This window comes from Rhodovulum strictum, assembly GCF_009649175.1.
GTDB lineage: Bacteria > Pseudomonadota > Alphaproteobacteria > Rhodobacterales > Rhodobacteraceae > Rhodovulum > Rhodovulum strictum.
This window is the reverse complement of record NZ_WJPO01000002.1, coordinates 221,338-237,453: the sequence shown is the minus strand read 5'-3', so window position 1 is coordinate 237,453 and position 16,116 is coordinate 221,338. Positions and strand designations below refer to the sequence as shown.

The 16,116-nt window shown below is 67.2% G+C and carries 17 protein-coding genes; 9 read left to right on the top strand and 8 right to left on the bottom strand.

All coding sequences use genetic code 11. The features are described 5' to 3' along the window. The 3 genes from GH815_RS02835 to GH815_RS02825 form a co-directional block, all read right to left on the bottom strand. A complete protein-coding gene (locus GH815_RS02835) occupies nt 1–1,398 on the bottom strand; it encodes a heme biosynthesis protein HemY (protein WP_153747218.1) in 1,398 nt (465 codons plus the stop codon). Nucleotides 1,399–1,411: 13 nt separating this feature from the next. Next, complete coding sequence (locus GH815_RS02830; protein ID WP_153747217.1) at nt 1,412–2,650, bottom strand: COG4223 family protein; 1,239 nt, start codon at nt 2,648–2,650, stop codon at nt 1,412–1,414. A 78-nt stretch (nt 2,651–2,728) separates the two neighbouring features. Further along, nucleotides 2,729–3,451 carry a uroporphyrinogen-III synthase gene (locus tag GH815_RS02825; protein WP_153747216.1) on the bottom strand — a complete coding sequence of 241 codons (723 nt, stop codon included), beginning with the start codon at nt 3,449–3,451 and terminating at the stop codon, nt 2,729–2,731. A 75-nt stretch (nt 3,452–3,526) separates the two neighbouring features. On the opposite strand from GH815_RS02825, the gene tsaD reads away from it, so the two are divergent. Genes tsaD through GH815_RS02805 form a run of 4 tightly spaced genes read left to right on the top strand, consistent with a single transcriptional unit; the run spans nt 3,527 to nt 6,265 of the window. Beyond that, nucleotides 3,527–4,612: a tRNA (adenosine(37)-N6)-threonylcarbamoyltransferase complex transferase subunit TsaD gene (tsaD, locus tag GH815_RS02820; RefSeq protein ID WP_153747215.1), complete on the top strand. Its 1,086-nt coding sequence runs from the start codon at nt 3,527–3,529 to the stop codon at nt 4,610–4,612. 2 nt (nt 4,613–4,614) lie between these two features. After that, nucleotides 4,615–5,574, top strand: a complete 960-nt coding sequence (locus GH815_RS02815; RefSeq protein ID WP_343030628.1) for an NAD(P)H-dependent glycerol-3-phosphate dehydrogenase — start codon at nt 4,615–4,617, stop codon at nt 5,572–5,574. 2 nt (nt 5,575–5,576) lie between these two features. Next, nucleotides 5,577–5,852 carry a YciI family protein gene (locus GH815_RS02810; protein WP_407072155.1) on the top strand — a complete coding sequence of 92 codons (276 nt, stop codon included), beginning with the start codon at nt 5,577–5,579 and terminating at the stop codon, nt 5,850–5,852. Next, nucleotides 5,852–6,265, top strand: coding sequence for an EVE domain-containing protein (locus tag GH815_RS02805; RefSeq protein ID WP_153747212.1), 414 nt, complete (start codon nt 5,852–5,854; stop codon nt 6,263–6,265). Before GH815_RS02810 ends, GH815_RS02805 begins: the two co-directional genes overlap by 1 nt. A 279-nt stretch (nt 6,266–6,544) precedes the next feature. Here the strand turns inward: GH815_RS02805 and GH815_RS02800 are convergent, their stop codons facing one another. Then, the gene (locus GH815_RS02800; protein WP_153747211.1) at nt 6,545–6,886 is read right to left on the bottom strand and encodes a DUF2853 family protein; all 342 of its coding nucleotides are present in this window, start codon (nt 6,884–6,886) and stop codon (nt 6,545–6,547) included. A 184-nt stretch (nt 6,887–7,070) separates the two neighbouring features. Here GH815_RS02800 and trpB point away from each other — a divergent pair, with 184 nt between their 5' ends. Beyond that, entirely contained in the window at nt 7,071–8,276 is a 1,206-nt protein-coding gene (trpB, locus tag GH815_RS02795) for a tryptophan synthase subunit beta (RefSeq protein WP_153747210.1), read from the top strand. Nucleotides 8,277–8,482: 206 nt separating this feature from the next. Further along, nucleotides 8,483–9,223, top strand: coding sequence for a VPLPA-CTERM sorting domain-containing protein (locus GH815_RS02790; protein ID WP_170290279.1), 741 nt, complete (start codon nt 8,483–8,485; stop codon nt 9,221–9,223). Between the two features lie 74 nt (nt 9,224–9,297). Here the strand turns inward: GH815_RS02790 and ahcY are convergent, their stop codons facing one another. Next, nucleotides 9,298–10,692 carry an adenosylhomocysteinase gene (ahcY, locus tag GH815_RS02785; protein ID WP_153747208.1) on the bottom strand — a complete coding sequence of 465 codons (1,395 nt, stop codon included), beginning with the start codon at nt 10,690–10,692 and terminating at the stop codon, nt 9,298–9,300. A 101-nt stretch (nt 10,693–10,793) separates the two neighbouring features. Here ahcY and GH815_RS02780 point away from each other — a divergent pair, with 101 nt between their 5' ends. After that, complete coding sequence (locus GH815_RS02780; RefSeq protein ID WP_153747207.1) at nt 10,794–11,390, top strand: HD domain-containing protein; 597 nt, start codon at nt 10,794–10,796, stop codon at nt 11,388–11,390. On the opposite strand, the gene GH815_RS02775 is transcribed toward GH815_RS02780, so the two are convergent. The 3 genes from GH815_RS02775 to GH815_RS02765 all read right to left on the bottom strand — a co-directional run bounded on the left by GH815_RS02775 (nt 11,387) and on the right by GH815_RS02765 (nt 12,961). After that, nucleotides 11,387–11,716 (bottom strand): hypothetical protein, encoded by a 330-nt coding sequence (locus GH815_RS02775; RefSeq protein ID WP_153747206.1) that lies wholly within the window; start codon nt 11,714–11,716, stop codon nt 11,387–11,389. The two genes, GH815_RS02780 and GH815_RS02775, sit on opposite strands and share 4 nt — an antisense overlap. Beyond that, nucleotides 11,713–12,267, bottom strand: a complete 555-nt coding sequence (locus GH815_RS02770; RefSeq protein WP_153747205.1) for an ActR/PrrA/RegA family redox response regulator transcription factor — start codon at nt 12,265–12,267, stop codon at nt 11,713–11,715. Before GH815_RS02770 ends, GH815_RS02775 begins: the two co-directional genes overlap by 4 nt. A gap of 70 nt (nt 12,268–12,337) precedes the next feature. After that, nucleotides 12,338–12,961 carry an SCO family protein gene (locus GH815_RS02765; RefSeq protein WP_153747204.1) on the bottom strand — a complete coding sequence of 208 codons (624 nt, stop codon included), beginning with the start codon at nt 12,959–12,961 and terminating at the stop codon, nt 12,338–12,340. An 85-nt stretch (nt 12,962–13,046) separates the two neighbouring features. Here GH815_RS02765 and regB point away from each other — a divergent pair, with 85 nt between their 5' ends. Together regB and GH815_RS02755 are read left to right on the top strand one after the other, a co-directional pair. After that, the gene (regB, locus tag GH815_RS02760) at nt 13,047–14,450 is read left to right on the top strand and encodes a sensor histidine kinase RegB (protein WP_153747203.1); all 1,404 of its coding nucleotides are present in this window, start codon (nt 13,047–13,049) and stop codon (nt 14,448–14,450) included. A 51-nt stretch (nt 14,451–14,501) separates the two neighbouring features. Next, nucleotides 14,502–16,079 (top strand): PAS-domain containing protein, encoded by a 1,578-nt coding sequence (locus GH815_RS02755; RefSeq protein ID WP_153747202.1) that lies wholly within the window; start codon nt 14,502–14,504, stop codon nt 16,077–16,079. Nucleotides 16,080–16,116 lie beyond the last annotated feature (37 nt).

Genomic DNA, 16,116 nt, shown 5'->3' with positions numbered 1-16,116 from the left:
CTAGGCGCCGCGGGCGCCCGACGGGCCGCCGACAAGCAGGGGCAGCATGTCGGTTGCGCCGGGCAGCGCGATCTGCGGGGCGGGGGCGCGTTTCCAGCCCAGCGTGTCGAAGCCGTGGCAGCGGGTGCAGACCGGCACCCAGGTTTCATGCGCGGCACCGCAACTGTCACAGACCCATTGCGAGCCCCGCGGCGCGCTGAGCGCGCGGGCCAGATAGCCGCGCACCAGGCTGTCATCGGCCCCCATGCCGCGCTCGATTGCGGCCATCAGCGTCAGGCCGCGCGCGGTCGGATCGGTCTCGACCAGATCACCCAGCGCCTTGCGGGCGGCGGGGAAATCCTCGGCGGCGATGTGCAACTCGGCCATCAGCATCCGGGTCTCGGGATCGTCGGGCTTGCCCGCGACAAGGGTCTCGAACCGCGCGATCCGCTCGGCCGGGGTTTCGTCGGGCGCAAGCTCGGCAAAGGCGGCGGCGAGGTCGGGATGGGGCTGGACGTCCCAGGCGCGTTTCAGAACCTTGACCGCCTGTTTCGGCTTGTCCTGTTCGTTCAGCGCGCGGGCCGCCAGCGCCGCGGCGGGGATCAGGTCGGGCGACAGCCGGTTCGCGTCGATCGCCATGTCGCGCGCCCGCGGACCTTCGCCATCGACCATCAGATCGCGCGCCTCGCACAGGGCAAGGATCGCGTCGCGCCGCTTGTGCACGTCACGCGGCAGCGAACCATGGCGCAGCTTGGCGTTCAGGGTCTGGCGCGCGCCCTTCCAGTCCTCGGCCCGGGCCTGCAACTGCAACAGCGTGTCCTGCGTTTCCTCGTGCCGGGGCTTCAGCGCAAAGGCCTTTTCGGCAAGCTGCATCGCGGTGTCGGTATCGCCATCGGAAAGCTTCTGCTTCATCAGCCCGCGGATGCCGACAAAGCGGGTGCGGTCATCCTGAAGCAGTTTCTTGTAGATCTCGGTCGCGCGGGCGCGGTCGCCGGTCATCTCGGCGGCCTGCGCGCTCAGCAGGTTGGTCAGTTCGGGGCGGCGCAGGTAGCGTTCGGCCTTGGCGGCGTTCGACATTGCCAGCCGTGCCTCGCCCGAGGCCAGCGCCAGCATCCCGTCGGCCAGCGCCTGAAAGCCGCGCCGTTCCCGCGAGCGGCTGAAATAGCGCGAGATCGCGGTTTCGTCGCCATTCAGAAAGCGCAGGAGAGCAACCAGAAAACCCGCCAGCTTGAGCACCAGCCAGACCACGGCCACCAAGAGCAGCGCAAGGATCACGGCCTGAAGCGGGCCAAGGGCAAATTCGACATCGGCCACCGCGATATGCAGGCCCGGCGCGTTTTCCATCAGGATGCCTGCGCCATAGGTCAGACCCGCGACGATCGCGACGAAAATGAGGATCTTGAGAAGGGACCAGAGCATGTGTCGCGCGTCCTTACTGGTTCAGGCTTCGCTCGAGCGCCCGGGTGGCCTCGACGGCATCGGCGCGGTTGGTGGCGGCCGCGATCCAGCCTGCCATCTGGGCCATGGCGGGCTCGGGCAGGGCGTCCAGCTCGGCCAGCGTGGCGCGCAGGTCGCCGTCACGCAGCGCCGCCTCGGCGCGCGACAGGACGGCATCGGCATCGCCCCCCGCGCGCGGCGCGAGCGAGCGCAGGCCAAGCTGGCTGCGCAGGAAGGCATTGAAGCGGTCGCCAGCGCTGGCCCCGGCCTCGACCGGCAGCGCGGCATCCAGCGCGGCGCGCGCGGCATGCGGGAAATCGCGTTGCAGCGCGGCAAGCGTGGGCACGCCGCGGTCGGCGACCCGGGTCAGTCCCTCGGGCAGGTCGATCCCGCCGAACTGGCCCAGCGCGGTGTCGAAGGGCGCACCATTGGCCAGCGCCGCGTCGATCCGCATCAGCGCGGCGCGCGCCTCGATCTGGACAGCACGGCCGATTGCGGCGTCGATCTCGGCCTCGGCCTGATTGGCGACGGCGGCAACGGACTCGGCCAACCTTGCGTTCTGGTCGCGCTGGCTGAAAAGTTCGTCGCGCATCGCCGCGATTTCCCGCTCATAGGCGGACAGGGCGGCGGCGGCCTCTTCGGTCACGACAGCCAGTTGCGCCTTGGCCAGTTCCTCGACCCGGGTATCGAGCGCGGCGAGCCGGTCGCCGAGATCCGCAGCCTGACCCGACAGCGCAGCCATGTCCGCACTCAGCGCGGCGATCTGCGGGGAAAAGTCCTGGGCCGGGGCGTTGTCGGTTTCGGCCAGCGCGGCGATCCGGACCTGAAGTTCGGCAACCTGCGCCTGCGTCTCGGCCAGCCGCGCATCGGACGCAGCAAGCGCCGAGCGGACCTCTGGCCCGACACCCGCGACCGCGCCGGGGAAGGGCCAGCCCTCGGGCTTGATGACATTGGCGGCGGCATAGCCAAGCCCCGCGGCCAGCACGCCGCCGAACAGCGGGACCAGGAAGCCGCCCCTGGCCTGGGGCGCGGGGGCCGGCTTGGCGGGTTTCGGCGGGGCGGCCGCAGGCTTGGGTTCCTCCCAGGCTGCGGTTGCCTCGTCGATGGTGTCGGCCAGATCTCGCGGCTCGGGCGGCGTGTCGTCCTGCGCGGCGGGGGTCGGCTCGGCGTCGGGCCCGGGCTGCGCGAGCTTGCCGGGGTCCACGGGTTCCTTGTCGTCTTGGGTATTGGCCACGGAAAACCGCCTTTCGATTCGCTTCGCCTTGGGCCGCGCTGCGCGACGGGGCGACCTTACTGGCTCGCCCGAACCGCCTCAAGGCGCGGGGAATGCGTCAATCAACCGGGAAAGCGCATCAAGCATCGCATCGGCATCGGGCCGCTCGGCCTGGGCCTGCGCAAGCGGCGCGGGCCCGGTCCAGGCGGCAGCGACCGCCGGGCTCATCGGCACCAGTGCAAACCGGCCGGGGCTGTCGTGCAATTCGGCCCCCACCAACCGGGCAGAGCGCGGCGAGAAAAGCGGCAGCAAGGTCAGCGGTGCCTGCGCCACGCGGGCCAGAACATCCGTGCCGAAGGGCAGCGCGGCCTGCCGATAGACCACCCGCTTCTCGATCTCAAAGCCAAGCGCGGCCAGATCACCCTTTACATCGCCTGCGGCATGTTCGCCCCTGAGATGCAGCAGCTTGCCCTTCGGCCCCGCCGCCGCAAGATCGCGCACAAGGGTTTCAGCGGTGCCTTCGGACGCGGTGGCGGTGAAACCGGCCGCGCGCGCCGCATCGGCAGTTCGCTCGCCCACGCACCAGGCATGAAGCGAGCGGTCGGGCTGAACGGCTGCAAAGGCGGCGACCCCGTTTTCCGAGGTGAAGATCAGCGCCGAAACCCCGTCCAGCGGGATCGGATCACGCTCGGGCAGGATTTCCATCGCGGGCGCGGTCAGGATGTCGAAGCCGGTGCCGAAGCGCGCGACGAAATCCGCGGCAAAGCGGGCCGATTGCGCGCGGGGGCGGGTCAGCAGCAGAAGGGGGCGTTCATGGGGCAAGGCGGGCCTCGCGGGATTGTGCCGGTCGTCGGGCTGGTGTTACCTGCCCCGGTCAGACGAGGCAACGGCAGAGCCATGGGCGACACCCTTACGGTGCTGGGACTGGAAAGCAGCTGCGACGATACCGCCGCAGCCGTGGTGCGCCAGCGTGCGGGCGGACCGCCCGAAATCCTGTCCTCGGTCGTGCGGGGGCAGACGGCGCTGCATGCACCCTTTGGCGGTGTGGTGCCCGAGATCGCGGCCCGCGCGCATGCCGAAAAGATCGACCTGTGCGTGGACGACGCGCTGGCCGCGGCCGGTCTGGGTCTGGGCGATCTGGACGCGGTGGCGGTGACGGCGGGGCCGGGGCTGATCGGCGGCGTGCTGGCGGGTGTGATGTGCGCCAAGGGGATCGCGGCGGCGACCGGGCTGCCGCTGGTGGGCGTCAACCACCTTGCGGGTCACGCGCTGACGCCGCGGCTGACGGATGGGCTGGACTTTCCCTATCTGATGCTGCTGGCCTCGGGCGGGCATTGCCAGTTCCTGTCGGTCGAGGGGGTCGAGGATTTTACCCGGCTGGGGGGCACGATCGACGATGCGCCGGGCGAGGCCTTCGACAAGACGGCAAAGCTGTTGGGGCTGCCCCAGCCGGGCGGACCCGAGGTCGAACGCGCGGCGATGGCGGGCGATCCGGCGCGCTTCGCCTTTCCCCGCCCGCTGATGGACCGGCCGGGCTGCGACATGTCGTTTTCCGGGCTGAAGACGGCGCTGCTGCGGGCGCGGGACGCGCTGATCGCGGAAAAGGGCGGGATCACGCTGCAGGATCGCGCCGATCTGTGCGCGGCGTTTCAGGCTGCCGTGCGCGACGTGCTGGCGGGCAAGGCGGCGCGGGCGATTGCCGCGGCCCCCGGCGCAACCGCGCTGGCCGTGGCGGGGGGCGTGGCGGCGAACCGCACGATCCGCGCGGCGCTGGAACAGGTGGCCGCCGATGCGGGGCTGCGCTTTGTCGCGCCGCCGCTTGCATTATGCACCGACAATGCGGCGATGATCGCCTGGGCGGGGCTGGAGCGGTTCCGGCTGGGCGGGCGCGACGGGATGGACCTGGTCGCCCGGCCGCGCTGGCCGCTGGACGAGACACAACCCGCCCTGATCGGCGCGGGCAAGAAAGGAGCCAAGGCATGAGCGTGATCGGGATTGCAGGCGCAGGCGCCTTCGGCACGGCAATGGGCGTCGTGCTGGCCGAGGCCGGGCGCGATGTGGCGATCTGGGCGCATGAAGAACCGTTTGCCGAGGAAATCCGGCAGCGTAACGAAAACCCGCGCCTGCCCGGCGTACAACTGCCGCCGAATGTGGCGATCACGTCCGATATCGACGCGATCGGCGGTTCGGAACTGGTTCTGCTGGCAACGCCCATGCAGGTGCTGGCAAGCGTTCTGGAAACCTATGGTCCGCGGCTGCGGGCCCGGGCGATGGTGGCCTGCTGCAAGGGGGTCGATCTGGCGACGGGGCGGGGGCCGGTGGCGATCATCGCCGAGAATTGCCCCGAGACGGTGCCCGCGGTGCTGACCGGACCCAGCTTTGCCGCCGACATCGCGCGCGGGCTACCGACCGCGCTGACGCTGGCCTGCGCCGATCCCGCAATGGGCGTCTCGTTGCAGGAACGACTGTCCACACCGACGCTGCGGCTTTATCGCACCACCGACACGGTGGGGGCGGAACTGGGTGGCGCGCTGAAGAACGTGATGGCGATTGCCGCGGGCATCGTGATCGGCACCGGGCTCGGCGAAAGCGCGCGGGCCGCGCTGATCACCCGCGGCTTTGCCGAGATGCAGCGCTTTGCGCGGGCCTATGGCGCTGACCCCGAAACGCTGGCGGGGCTGTCGGGCTTTGGCGATCTGGTGCTGACCTGCACCTCGGCGCAGTCGCGCAATTTCAGCTTTGGTGTGGCGCTGGGCAAGGGCCAGTATTTCGACCCCGAGGTGACGGTCGAGGGTGCGGCCACCGCCCGCGCCGTTGCCGCCATCGCCACCGCGCGCGGCATCGACATGCCCGTGACCCATAGCGTCGCCCATGTGATCGACGGCCGGCGCAGCATATCCGAGGCGGTCAAGATCCTCTTGAGCCGCCCCCTGAAGGAGGAATGAGCATGCCGCTTTTCGCGCTGATCTGCCGGGACAGGCCCGGCCATCTGCAAACCCGCCTGGACAACCGCGCCGCCCATCTGGGCTATATCGAGCAATCCGGCGCAGTGGCGCAGGCCGGACCGTTTCTGGACGGTGCCGGGCAGATGTGCGGCTCGCTGGTGATCCTGGACGTCGCCAACCGCGCGGCGGCCGAGGCTTGGGCGGCGGGCGACCCCTATGCGCAGGCGGGGCTGTTCGACAGCGTCACGATCGAGGAATGGAAACGGGTGATCGGCTGATGGCGTACTGGCTGTTCAAGTCCGAGCCCAACACCTGGAGCTGGGACCAGCAGGTGGCCCGCGGCGCCGCGGGCGAGGAATGGGACGGCGTGCGCAATTATCAGGCGCGCAACAACATGCGGGCGATGAAGCCGGGGGATCGAGGGTTCTTCTACCACTCGCTCAGCGAAAAGGCGGTCGTGGGCATCGTCGAGGTGATCGCCGAAGCCCATCCCGACAGCAAGGCCGACGATCCGCGCTGGGAATGTGTGGACATCAAGGCGGTTCAGCCGCTGCCCCGTCCCGTGACGCTGGAGATGTGCAAGGCCGATCCGCGGCTGGCGGACATGGTGCTGGTCAACAACTCGCGGCTGTCGGTGCAGCCCGTGACGGACGAGGAATGGCGGATCATCTGCGAGATGGGCGGGCTGTAACGGCCCGGCGCCTGCGTCCCGGCAGGGCATGGGACGGATCCCCAGCCGCGAATAAAGGATGGGGGGCCCTGCCAGATGCAGAACCCCCCATCACCACGTGCACCCGGTCGCACCACACGTGAACTGAATCTGGAGGGCCATGCCTTACTGGCGGCCATAAGGAAACAGTACCCCGGCGGGCGGATCGGCGCAAAGACCAAGTACCGATCATTTGAGACGATTGTTTCCGAACGCGAAAGGGCGCCCGTCGGGGGCGCCCCCGGTCCGCGGCTGCAAGGATCAGCCGTAGATCTGTTCCTTGCCGAAATGCTTGGTCAGCATGTAGTAGACCACCGCGCGATACTTGTTGCGCTCGGACTTGCCGTAGGTCTCGATCACCGCATGGATCGCCTCGGTCAGTTCGGGTCCATCGGGCAGGCCCAGCTTCTTGATCAGGAAGTTGGTCCGGACCGTCTCGATCTCGCCGGGTTGGGTGGCGGCGACCGTCGACGCATCGGCGTCATAGATCGCAGGACCGCAGCCGATGGTGACCTTGGTCAGCAAATCCATGTCCGGCTCGATCCCGCATTTGGTGCGCAGATCCTCGGCATATCTGGCGATCAGGTCTTCGCGCTTTCCCATGTCAACTCCTCCCGCTTGAAGAATGGGTCCTCACCATGAGCAAACCCTAGGCACAAAGGCTGACCGGACAAAATGAAAAGAGCCCCAAGCCTGCGCGCGGCCCTGCGATGTGGCGCTTTCACGCCTTGAGGCCGCTGCCTGCGCGCTGTCATATCGGCGCCAGTCACGTCCAGGAGGAAACGAGATGGCGTCCTATCTTAAGACCACGCCGACGCGGGATGGATGGTTCGGGGACTATGGCGGCGCGATGCTGCCGCCGCCGCTGGAGCCGCATTTCAAGGAGATCCGCGACGCCTATGACCGGATATCCAAGTCGGCCGAGTTCATCCGCGAACTGCGCTACATCCGCAAGCATTTCCAGGGTCGGCCGACACCGGTTTCGCATCTGAAGAACCTGTCGGCCATGTGCGGCGGCGCGCAGATCTATGCCAAGCGCGAGGACCTGAACCATACCGGCGCGCACAAGCTGAACCACTGCATGGCCGAGGGTCTGCTGGCGCGTTTCATGGGCAAGACCAAGCTGATGGCCGAAACCGGCGCGGGCCAGCATGGCGTGGCGCTGGCCACGGCGGCGGCCTATTTCGGCATGAAGTGCGAAATCCACATGGGCGAGATCGACATCGCCAAGGAGGCGCCGAACGTCACCCGCATGAAACTGCTGGGCGCGACGGTGGTGCCGGTGGGCTTTGGCGGGCGGTCGCTGAAAGAGGCGGTAGACAGTTGCTTCCAGAGCTATCTGGGACAGGCCGACACGGCGCTGTTCGCCATCGGATCCGTGGTGGGGCCGCATCCCTTTCCGATGATGGTGCGGAACTTCCAGCATGTGGTGGGCGTCGAGGCGCGCGAGCAGTTTCTGGAACTGACGGGCGAGCTGCCCGACATGGTGGCGGCCTGTGTCGGTGGGGGATCGAACGCGATGGGCCTGTTCTCGGGGTTCATTGACGATGACGTGGCGCTTTTCGGGGTCGAGCCGCTGGGCACCTCGTCCAGGCTGGGCGATCACGCGGCGACGATCACCTATGGCGAGGATGGCGATATCCACGGCTTCCGCACGATGGTCCTGAAGGATGCAGACGGCAACCCGGCGCCGGTGCATACGGTGGCCTCGGGGCTCGACTATCCGGGCGTGGGGCCGGAACATGCGCATCTGCATCGCACCGGGCGGGTCACCTACACGGCGGCCGACGACAAGGAGGCGCTGGCGGCCTTCTTTGCACTGTCGCGCCACGAGGGGATCATCCCGGCGCTGGAAAGCGCGCATGCGGTGGCCTTTGCCATGCGCGAGGCGCAGAACCATCCGGGCAAGTCGATCCTGATCAACCTGTCGGGGCGGGGCGACAAGGATATCGACTATGTCACCCAGACCTATGGGTTCGGCGAAACGCCCTGAACGGAAGGGCTCCGCCCCGGGCTCGTTCCGGGGCTTCCTGCCGGTCGGCGCCAATGATGGACGGGCGTATCGATTCCGTCCGTCTCTGCCCTGACCGGCAAGCGGAGTGCGCCGCCCAAGACCGTTTGGGGAATCTGCCTTTCCGATGTATCGTCATCGCAGGCAGTGGACGGCGTCCGTCCCTGTCGGCAACTGGGGGTATAAAAATGAGTGATTTTTCCGTTCGCGCCGGACTGGCAGCGCTGGCTCTTGCAGTGCTTCCGTCCCTTGGGTCGGCTGCCACGGTGATCGTGAATGCCGACGAATGGGCGACCACGGATACGGGGTTCGCACAGGCAGGCGCGGCAAATGTCGATCGGTTCGTGGCGAACCTCGTGAGCGAGTTCGGCACCAAGATCCACGCCTACTCCACGAACTTCGCCTACACGGGCGCTTCTCTCGCCGCGTCGATGGCGGCGGCTGGGGCAACCTACACGACCGGGCTGGGAATCACCTTCGACTTGCCCACGCTCAGCACCTTTGACGCGATCCTGTTGGGCGGCAACTATCTGGACGGCACACAGCTGGCAACGCTGTCGAGCTATGTCACCGGCGGCGGCAATGTCTATATCTCGGCCGGGACGGGCGTTGGCGGCGCGGCAGCCGAAGCGGCGGCCTGGAACCCGTTCCTGAGCGCCTACAACCTGCAACTTGTGGGTAACTATGTCGGGCCGACCGGCAATGTGGCGATGTCCGGCGACACGATCTTCGACGGGGTGTCGCAGCTTTACTTCAACAACGCCAACGGGATGACCGTCACGGGCAACGTGGTCTGCTGTGCGGACCAGGCGCTGTTCGGCGTCAGCCGCACGGACATATCCGCCGTACCGCTGCCGGCAAGCGGCCTGCTGCTTGGCGCCGCATTGGCCGGGGCGGGACTCGCCGCACGTCGGCGCCGGGACCGCTGAAAGGCCGCTTGACCTGAAAACGGACGGGGGCTGCGGCACAATCGCCGCAGCCCCCGATGCAAAAGGTTACCGCGTCAGTAGCGGTAGTGTTCCGGCTTGAACGGGCCTTCGGGCGTGACGCCGATATAGGCGGCCTGTTCGGGCGAAAGCTGGGTCAGCTTGACGCCGATCCTGTCCAGATGCAGGCGGGCGACCTTTTCATCCAGATGCTTGGGCAGGATGTAGACGCCCGGCTGATACTGGTCGCCCTTGGTCCACAGCTCGATCTGCGCCAGCACCTGGTTGGTGAAGCTGGCCGACATCACGAAGGACGGATGGCCGGTGGCATTGCCGAGGTTCAGCAGGCGACCTTCGGACAGCAGGATGATGCGGGCGCCCGAGGGCATCTCGATCATGTCCACCTGGTCCTTGATGTTGGTCCATTTGTGGTTCTTCAGCGCGGCGACCTGAATCTCGTTGTCGAAATGGCCGATATTGCCGACGATCGCCATGTCCTTCATCTCGCGCATATGCTCGATGCGGATCACGTCCTTGTTGCCGGTGGTGGTGATGAAGATGTCGGCGGTCGAAACCACATCCTCCAGCAGAACGACCTCGAACCCGTCCATCGCGGCCTGAAGCGCGCAGATCGGATCGACCTCGGTCACCTTGACGCGCGCCCCGGCACCGCGCAGCGAAGCGGCAGAGCCCTTGCCGACATCGCCATAGCCGCAGACCACGGCGACCTTGCCCGCCATCATCGTGTCAGTGGCGCGGCGGATGCCGTCGACCAGCGATTCCTTGCAGCCATACTTGTTGTCGAATTTCGACTTGGTGACGCTGTCATTCACGTTGATCGCCGGGAAGGGCAACAGGCCCTTGGCGTGCAGTTCGTAAAGCCGGTGAACGCCGGTGGTGGTTTCCTCGGACACGCCGCGGATCGCCTCGCGCTGGCGGGTGAACCAGCCGGGCGTTTCGGCCATGCGCTTGCGGATCTGGGCAAACAGCGCCTCTTCCTCTTCGGAATGGGGCACGGCGATCAGGTCGGCCTCGCCATTCTCGACGCGGGCGCCGAGCAGGACGTAAAGCGTGGCATCCCCGCCATCGTCGAGGATCATGTTGGCGGTGCCGTCCGCGAACTGGAAGATCTTGTCGGTATAGGCCCAGTAGTCGACCAGCGTTTCGCCCTTGATGGCGAAGACGGGCACGCCCGCCTGGGCGATGGCGGCGGCGGCGTGATCCTGGGTCGAGAAAATGTTGCACGACGCCCAGCGCACATCGGCGCCAAGGGCCACAAGCGTCTCGATCAGCACGGCGGTCTGGATCGTCATGTGCAGGCTGCCCGCGATCCGCGCGCCCGCAAGCGGTTTCGCTTCGCCGAATTCCGCGCGCAGCGCCATCAGGCCCGGCATCTCGGTTTCGGCAATGTCCAGTTCCTTGCGGCCGAACGCGGCCAGAGAAATATCCTTGACGATATAGTCCTGCGCCATCGCGCGTTCTCCTCGTGTATCAAAGGTTGCGCCGCACATAGCACCACAGGCCCCTGTCGACAATGCGCGCGGGGCGTGGCAATCGGACGGAAAAAAGAGGAATGCCGATGAAGCAACCGCGCGCATGGCAACGGATGCTGTCGGGGCGGCGGCTGGACCTGCTGGACCCGACGCCCGTGGATATCGAGATCGAGGACATCGCCCACGGCCTGGCCTTCGTTGCACGCTGGAACGGTCAGACGCATGGCGACTGGCCCTATTCGGTGGCCGAACACTCGCTGCTGGTCGAGGCGATCTTTGCCCGGCTGGTGCCCGAGGCGGCGGTGAAATGGCGGCTGGCGGCATTGCTGCACGACGCGCCGGAATATGTGATCGGGGACATGATCTCGCCGGTCAAGGCGGCGGTGGGGCCGGCCTATGGCGAGCTTGACAAGCGGCTGGCGGCGGCGATCCATATCCGCTTCGGCCTGCCGGTCGAGGTGCCCAAATCGATCAAGGCGCAGATCAAGAAGGCCGATCAGGTCTCGGCCTGGCTGGAGGCGACGCAGCTTGCCGGGTTCTCGGCGACGGAAGCCGACCGCTTCTTCGGGGCGCCGAAACCAGAGGTAATTGCCGGGCTTTGCCTGCATCTGCGCCCGCCGGTCGAGGTGCGCGCGGCCTACAAGGCGCGGCATGCGGAATTGCTGGCGCAGCTTTAGGCGCAGGTCTGCCCCGCTGCCGCCCCGGCCTGCCGCCAGCCGACGAACTGTTCGCGGGTGAAACTCAGGACAAGATCGTCCCAGGCCAGTTGCCGCACAATCCCCGGCGGGCAGGCGGTCAGCGGCACGGCGCGGGGTGGCCCCAATTCGCGCGTGAGCGGCGCGATCACGCCGTCGGGCGCGCGGCCGAAATCGACGCGCAGGGGGCTGCCGGAAACGGCAAGACCCCCGGCATCGGGCAGGAACAGGGTCGAAACCCGGTCCTGCGGCGGGGCCGCGACGCAGCCAGCCGCCACAAGGGCAAGCGCAACTGCGCCCGCCCTCACCTCGGGCTGCGCTTGGCGAGGATGCGTTGCAGCGTCCGGCGGTGCATGTTCAACCGCCGCGCGGTTTCCGACACGTTGCGGTCGCATTGCTCATAGACGCGCTGGATATGCTCCCACCGCACGCGATCGGCCGACATCGGGTTTTCGGGCGGGGGCGGCAGCGCCTCGCCATCCGACAGCAGCGCGGCGGTGACATCGTTGGCGTCGGCCGGTTTCGACAGGTAATCTGTCGCACCGATCTTGACCGCGGCAACGGCGGTCGCGATGGCGCCATAGCCGGTCAGCACCACGATCTTGGCGTCGGGGCGCTTTTCGCGCAGCACCTCGACCACGTCGAGCCCATTGCCATCCTCAAGCCGCAGGTCGACCACCGCATAGGCCGGGGGCCGGGCAGTGGCGATGGCCTTTCCGGCCGCGACGGAATCCGCGGTCTCGGTCAGGAAGCCCCGCTTTTCCATGGCCTTGGCGAGACGCCGCAGGAACGGTTCGTCGTCATCCACGATAAGCAGGGTCGGATCCGGGCCGAGATCCTTCAGTTCGCCGTCGGCCATAGGGCAACCTCCTGATGGGGCCAGACATTTTCGCCTTTGTAAGACGTTAACGCGGGTGGGTCAATTTCACTCAGACCGAATCGACGAAACAGGCAACCCGATCCGCCATTTCCTCGGGCGTCATGTCCCGCCCGAACACCTCGACCACGCCAAGCCCCGGAAAGGCGAGGTAGGTGAAGGTGGAATGGTCGATCAGGTAATAGGGATCGCCCGTATCCTGCACGCTGTAGAAGGTGCGATAGGCGCGGCTGGCGGCACGCACCTGTTCGGGCGTTCCGGTCAGGCCCAGCATGCGGGGATGCATGTAGCCGGTGAACTCGGCCAGCAATTCGGGCGTGTCGCGTTCGGGATCGACCGAGATGAAGACCGGCAGCACCTGATAGCCCCTCTCGTCCAGCAGATACACCGCCTCCGCGTTGCGGGCGTTGTCCAGCGGGCAGACATCTGGGCAGAAGGTGTAGCCGAAATAGATCAGCGTCGGCCCGGTGATGACGTCCCCATCGGTCACGGTGGCGCCAGTCTGGTCGATCAGGGTGAACGGCCCGCCCAAGTGCGCCGGATCGCCGCCGATGCGACCGCTGCGGCACTGGGCGAACCGGTCGTCGCCCGGCCCTTTCTGTATCACGTAAAGCCCGCCGCCGACAAAGCCTGCAAGGGCAAGCGCGGCGATTGTGGCAAGGGCAATGCGGTTCATGGCGGTCCTCCCGATGCGGCCCGTTGAACATTGATCGGCCTTCCGGCGCGGATTAACAAGGGCCAAGCCCGCAACAGGACAGACCATGCCCGAGCCCGTTTCCGCCCCCGGCCTCATGCCGCCCGCCGAGCGCAGCAACTGGATCCGCCTCAGGACGCTGATCCTGTTGCGCTGGGCCGCGATTGCCGGACAGGCGATCGCGATTGCCGTTGCCGAGGTCTATTTCCAGATCCAGCTTGATCTGGGGCTCTGCCTGCTTGTGGTCGGCACCGCGGTTCTGGCCAATATCATTGCGGTTTCCGTCTTCCCCGAGAACAGGCGCCTGTCTGAAACCGAGACGATGCTGACGCTGCTGTTCGACATCGTGCAGCTTGCCGCGCTGCTCTATCTGACCGGGGGGCTGAATAACCCGTTTGCGCTGCTGATCCTGACGCCGGTCACGATCTCGGCCACGGCACTCAGCCAGCGTTCGACCCTGTTCCTGGCCCATGTGGCCTTTGCGCTGATCACGGTTCTGGCCTTCTACCACATGCCGCTGGTAACGGCGGATGGCAGCATGCAGAGCCTGCCGCCGATCTTCCTGTTCGGGTTCTGGGCGGCGCTGGTGATCGGGATCTCGTTCCTGGGGCTTTATGCCGAGCGGGTGATTTCAGAGATGAACAAGATGTCGGATGCGCTTCTGGCGACACAGATGGCGCTGGCGCGCGAACAGAAGCTGACCGATCTGGGGGGCGTGGTGGCGGCGGCGGCGCATGAGCTGGGCACGCCGCTGGCCACGATCAAGCTGGTCAGTTCCGAGATGATCGACGAGCTTTCCGACCGCCCCGAACTGCGCGAGGACATGGAGCTGATCCGCGATCAGGCCGACCGCTGCCGCGACATCATGCGGTCAATGGGCCGGGCCGGGAAGGATGACCTGCACATGCGCACCGCGCCGCTGGAGGCGATCGTCGAAGAAGCCGCAGAGCCGCATGTGAACCGCGGCAAGGAACTGATCTTCCGGTCCGAGCCGATCCATGGCGGCGCGCCGCGCATGCCCATGGTCCATCGCCGGCCCGAGATCATCCACGGGCTGCGCAACCTGATCCAGAACGCCGTCGATTTCGCCGATGCGCGGGTCTGGGTGCTGGCGCAATGGACGCCCGCCGAGATCACCATACGCATCATGGATGACGGGCCGGGCTATCCGCCGCACCTTCTGGGCCGGATCGGCGATCCGTTCCTGCGCCAGCGCAAGAACCCGCTGCATCAGAAGAAGCGGCCGGAATACGAAGGGATGGGGCTTGGCCTGTTCATCGCCAAGACGCTTCTGGAACGCTCGGGCGCGCAGGTGATCTTTGCCAACGGGTCCGATCCGTTCCTGACCGATGCCGACAGGTCGGACCCGCGCGGCGCGGTGGTCGAGGTGAAATGGCCGATCTCGGCCATCGGTGTCAGCGCGGAATCCCAACTGGCGGCGCTGGGCGAGAACATGCCCATCGAGGCCTGACGTCGCGCGCACACGACGCATTAACCTGACATTAACATTAATGTCAAAAACATGATCCGCAGGCGACGGGTTGCGGGACAGAACATGACGTTCGACTGGGTTTTTGCGCTGATCCTCGGGGTGACGTCGGTGGCAACGGCGGCGCTGTCGCTGGCTCTTTTGCCGCTTGTTCCCCGGCTGGGCCGCGCGGCAAAGGCGGCGCGCAGCGATATCGACATGGTCTTTCTGTTCGACGGGGAACAACTTGTCGATGCCACGCCCGAGGCGCGGCGCTTTCTTGCGGGCGGTCCTTCGGGGCTTTCGGACTGGCATCGGCTCTGCGCGCTGGTCGGACCCCGGTTTCCGGAATTCCGTGACAGGATTGCACGGCTCGACCGCGACGGCAGCACCTTGATGACCGAGGCGGGCGGGCGGGCGCAGATCTTTGCGAAATGGCTTGACGGCGTAGTGCGCCTGTCGCTGCACCTGCCCGAAGAAGAACGCGCGCTGGACGCGCCCGATCCGCAAAGCCTGGCGGCGATGGCGGCGGAACTGACCACCCTGCGCGATGTTGTCGAGGCGATGCCCACCCCCGCCTGGCAAGAGGACGAGGAGGGGGCCGTTGCCTGGGCGAACAGCGCCTATCTTGGGCTTGTCCGTCAATGTCAGGGCGAGGGCACGCAACTGAACTGGCCGCTGCCCGCGCTGTTCTCGCCCCCCGACGAGGGCGGGCACGCGCCCCATCGCGACGTGATCCAGACACGCGACGGGGCCGAGCGCTGGTTCGATTGCGTTTCGGTCATGGCCGATGGCGCGCGGCTGCGGTTCGCCCTGCCCGCCGATGCCGCCGTGCGCGCCGAAACCGCGCTGCGCAACTTCGTCCAGACCCTGACCAAGACCTTTGCCGAACTGCCCATCGGCCTGGCGGTGTTCAACCGGGCGCGCGAACTGGTGCTGTTCAACCCGGCCATGCTGGATCTGTTCAACCTGGAACCCGAATTCCTGACCGCCCGGCCCACGCTGGTTGCCGTGCTCGACCGGCTGCGCGAAACGCGGATGATGCCCGAGCCAAAGGATTACCGCACCTGGCGGGAACAGATCGTGCGGCTGGAGCGCGACGCCCAGAACGGGGTCTATGCCGATACCTGGACGCTGCCCTCCGGCCATGTCTACCGCGTGACCGGGCGACCCCACCCCGATGGCGCGGTCGCGTTCCTGTTCGAGGATATCAGCGCCGAGATGTCCCTGACCCGCCGCTTCCGGGGCGAGATCGAGACCGGGCAGGCGGTGATCGACAGTCTGGACGAGGCCATTGCCGTATTCTCGGGCGCCGGGCTGCTGACCATGTCCAACGCCGCCTATGCCGAGCTTTGGGGCGAGGATCCGATGCTGGTGATGGGCACCACCGACATCGCCGGGGCGACCGCGATCTGGCAACAGAACTGCATGCCCGAGGAAACCGGCACCGCGGTCGAGCTTTCCCGCCTGATCCGGCAAAGGAAGCCCTGGGCGGGCAGCATGGTGCATCGCGACGGGCGCAGGCTGGCCTGCCGTCTTCGGCCGGTCGGCGGCGGGGCCGTTCTGGTCGGCTTTCGGCCCGACTGCCTGGCCCCCAGCATCGAGTCCCCGGTTTCGCGCGCGGCGGGCTGATCCGCCCTTGCGGGCAGCGGCGGTGGGCGTAAGACTG

Coding starts and splice junctions, on each gene's coding strand:
- GH815_RS02790 (WP_170290279.1), top strand. CDS start 8,483: ATGAGTGATTTTTCCGTTCGCGCCGGACTGGCAGCGCTGGCTCTTGCA.
- tsaD (WP_153747215.1), top strand. CDS start 3,527: ATGGGCGACACCCTTACGGTGCTGGGACTGGAAAGCAGCTGCGACGAT.
- GH815_RS02765 (WP_153747204.1), bottom strand. CDS start 12,961: ATGAACCGCATTGCCCTTGCCACAATCGCCGCGCTTGCCCTTGCAGGC.
- GH815_RS02755 (WP_153747202.1), top strand. CDS start 14,502: ATGATCCGCAGGCGACGGGTTGCGGGACAGAACATGACGTTCGACTGG.
- GH815_RS02770 (WP_153747205.1), bottom strand. CDS start 12,267: ATGGCCGACGGCGAACTGAAGGATCTCGGCCCGGATCCGACCCTGCTT.
- GH815_RS02810 (WP_407072155.1), top strand. CDS start 5,577: ATGCCGCTTTTCGCGCTGATCTGCCGGGACAGGCCCGGCCATCTGCAA.
- GH815_RS02800 (WP_153747211.1), bottom strand. CDS start 6,886: ATGGGAAAGCGCGAAGACCTGATCGCCAGATATGCCGAGGATCTGCGC.
- GH815_RS02805 (WP_153747212.1), top strand. CDS start 5,852: ATGGCGTACTGGCTGTTCAAGTCCGAGCCCAACACCTGGAGCTGGGAC.
- trpB (WP_153747210.1), top strand. CDS start 7,071: ATGGCGTCCTATCTTAAGACCACGCCGACGCGGGATGGATGGTTCGGG.
- ahcY (WP_153747208.1), bottom strand. CDS start 10,692: ATGGCGCAGGACTATATCGTCAAGGATATTTCTCTGGCCGCGTTCGGC.
- GH815_RS02780 (WP_153747207.1), top strand. CDS start 10,794: ATGCCGATGAAGCAACCGCGCGCATGGCAACGGATGCTGTCGGGGCGG.
- GH815_RS02835 (WP_153747218.1), bottom strand. CDS start 1,398: ATGCTCTGGTCCCTTCTCAAGATCCTCATTTTCGTCGCGATCGTCGCG.
- regB (WP_153747203.1), top strand. CDS start 13,047: ATGCCCGAGCCCGTTTCCGCCCCCGGCCTCATGCCGCCCGCCGAGCGC.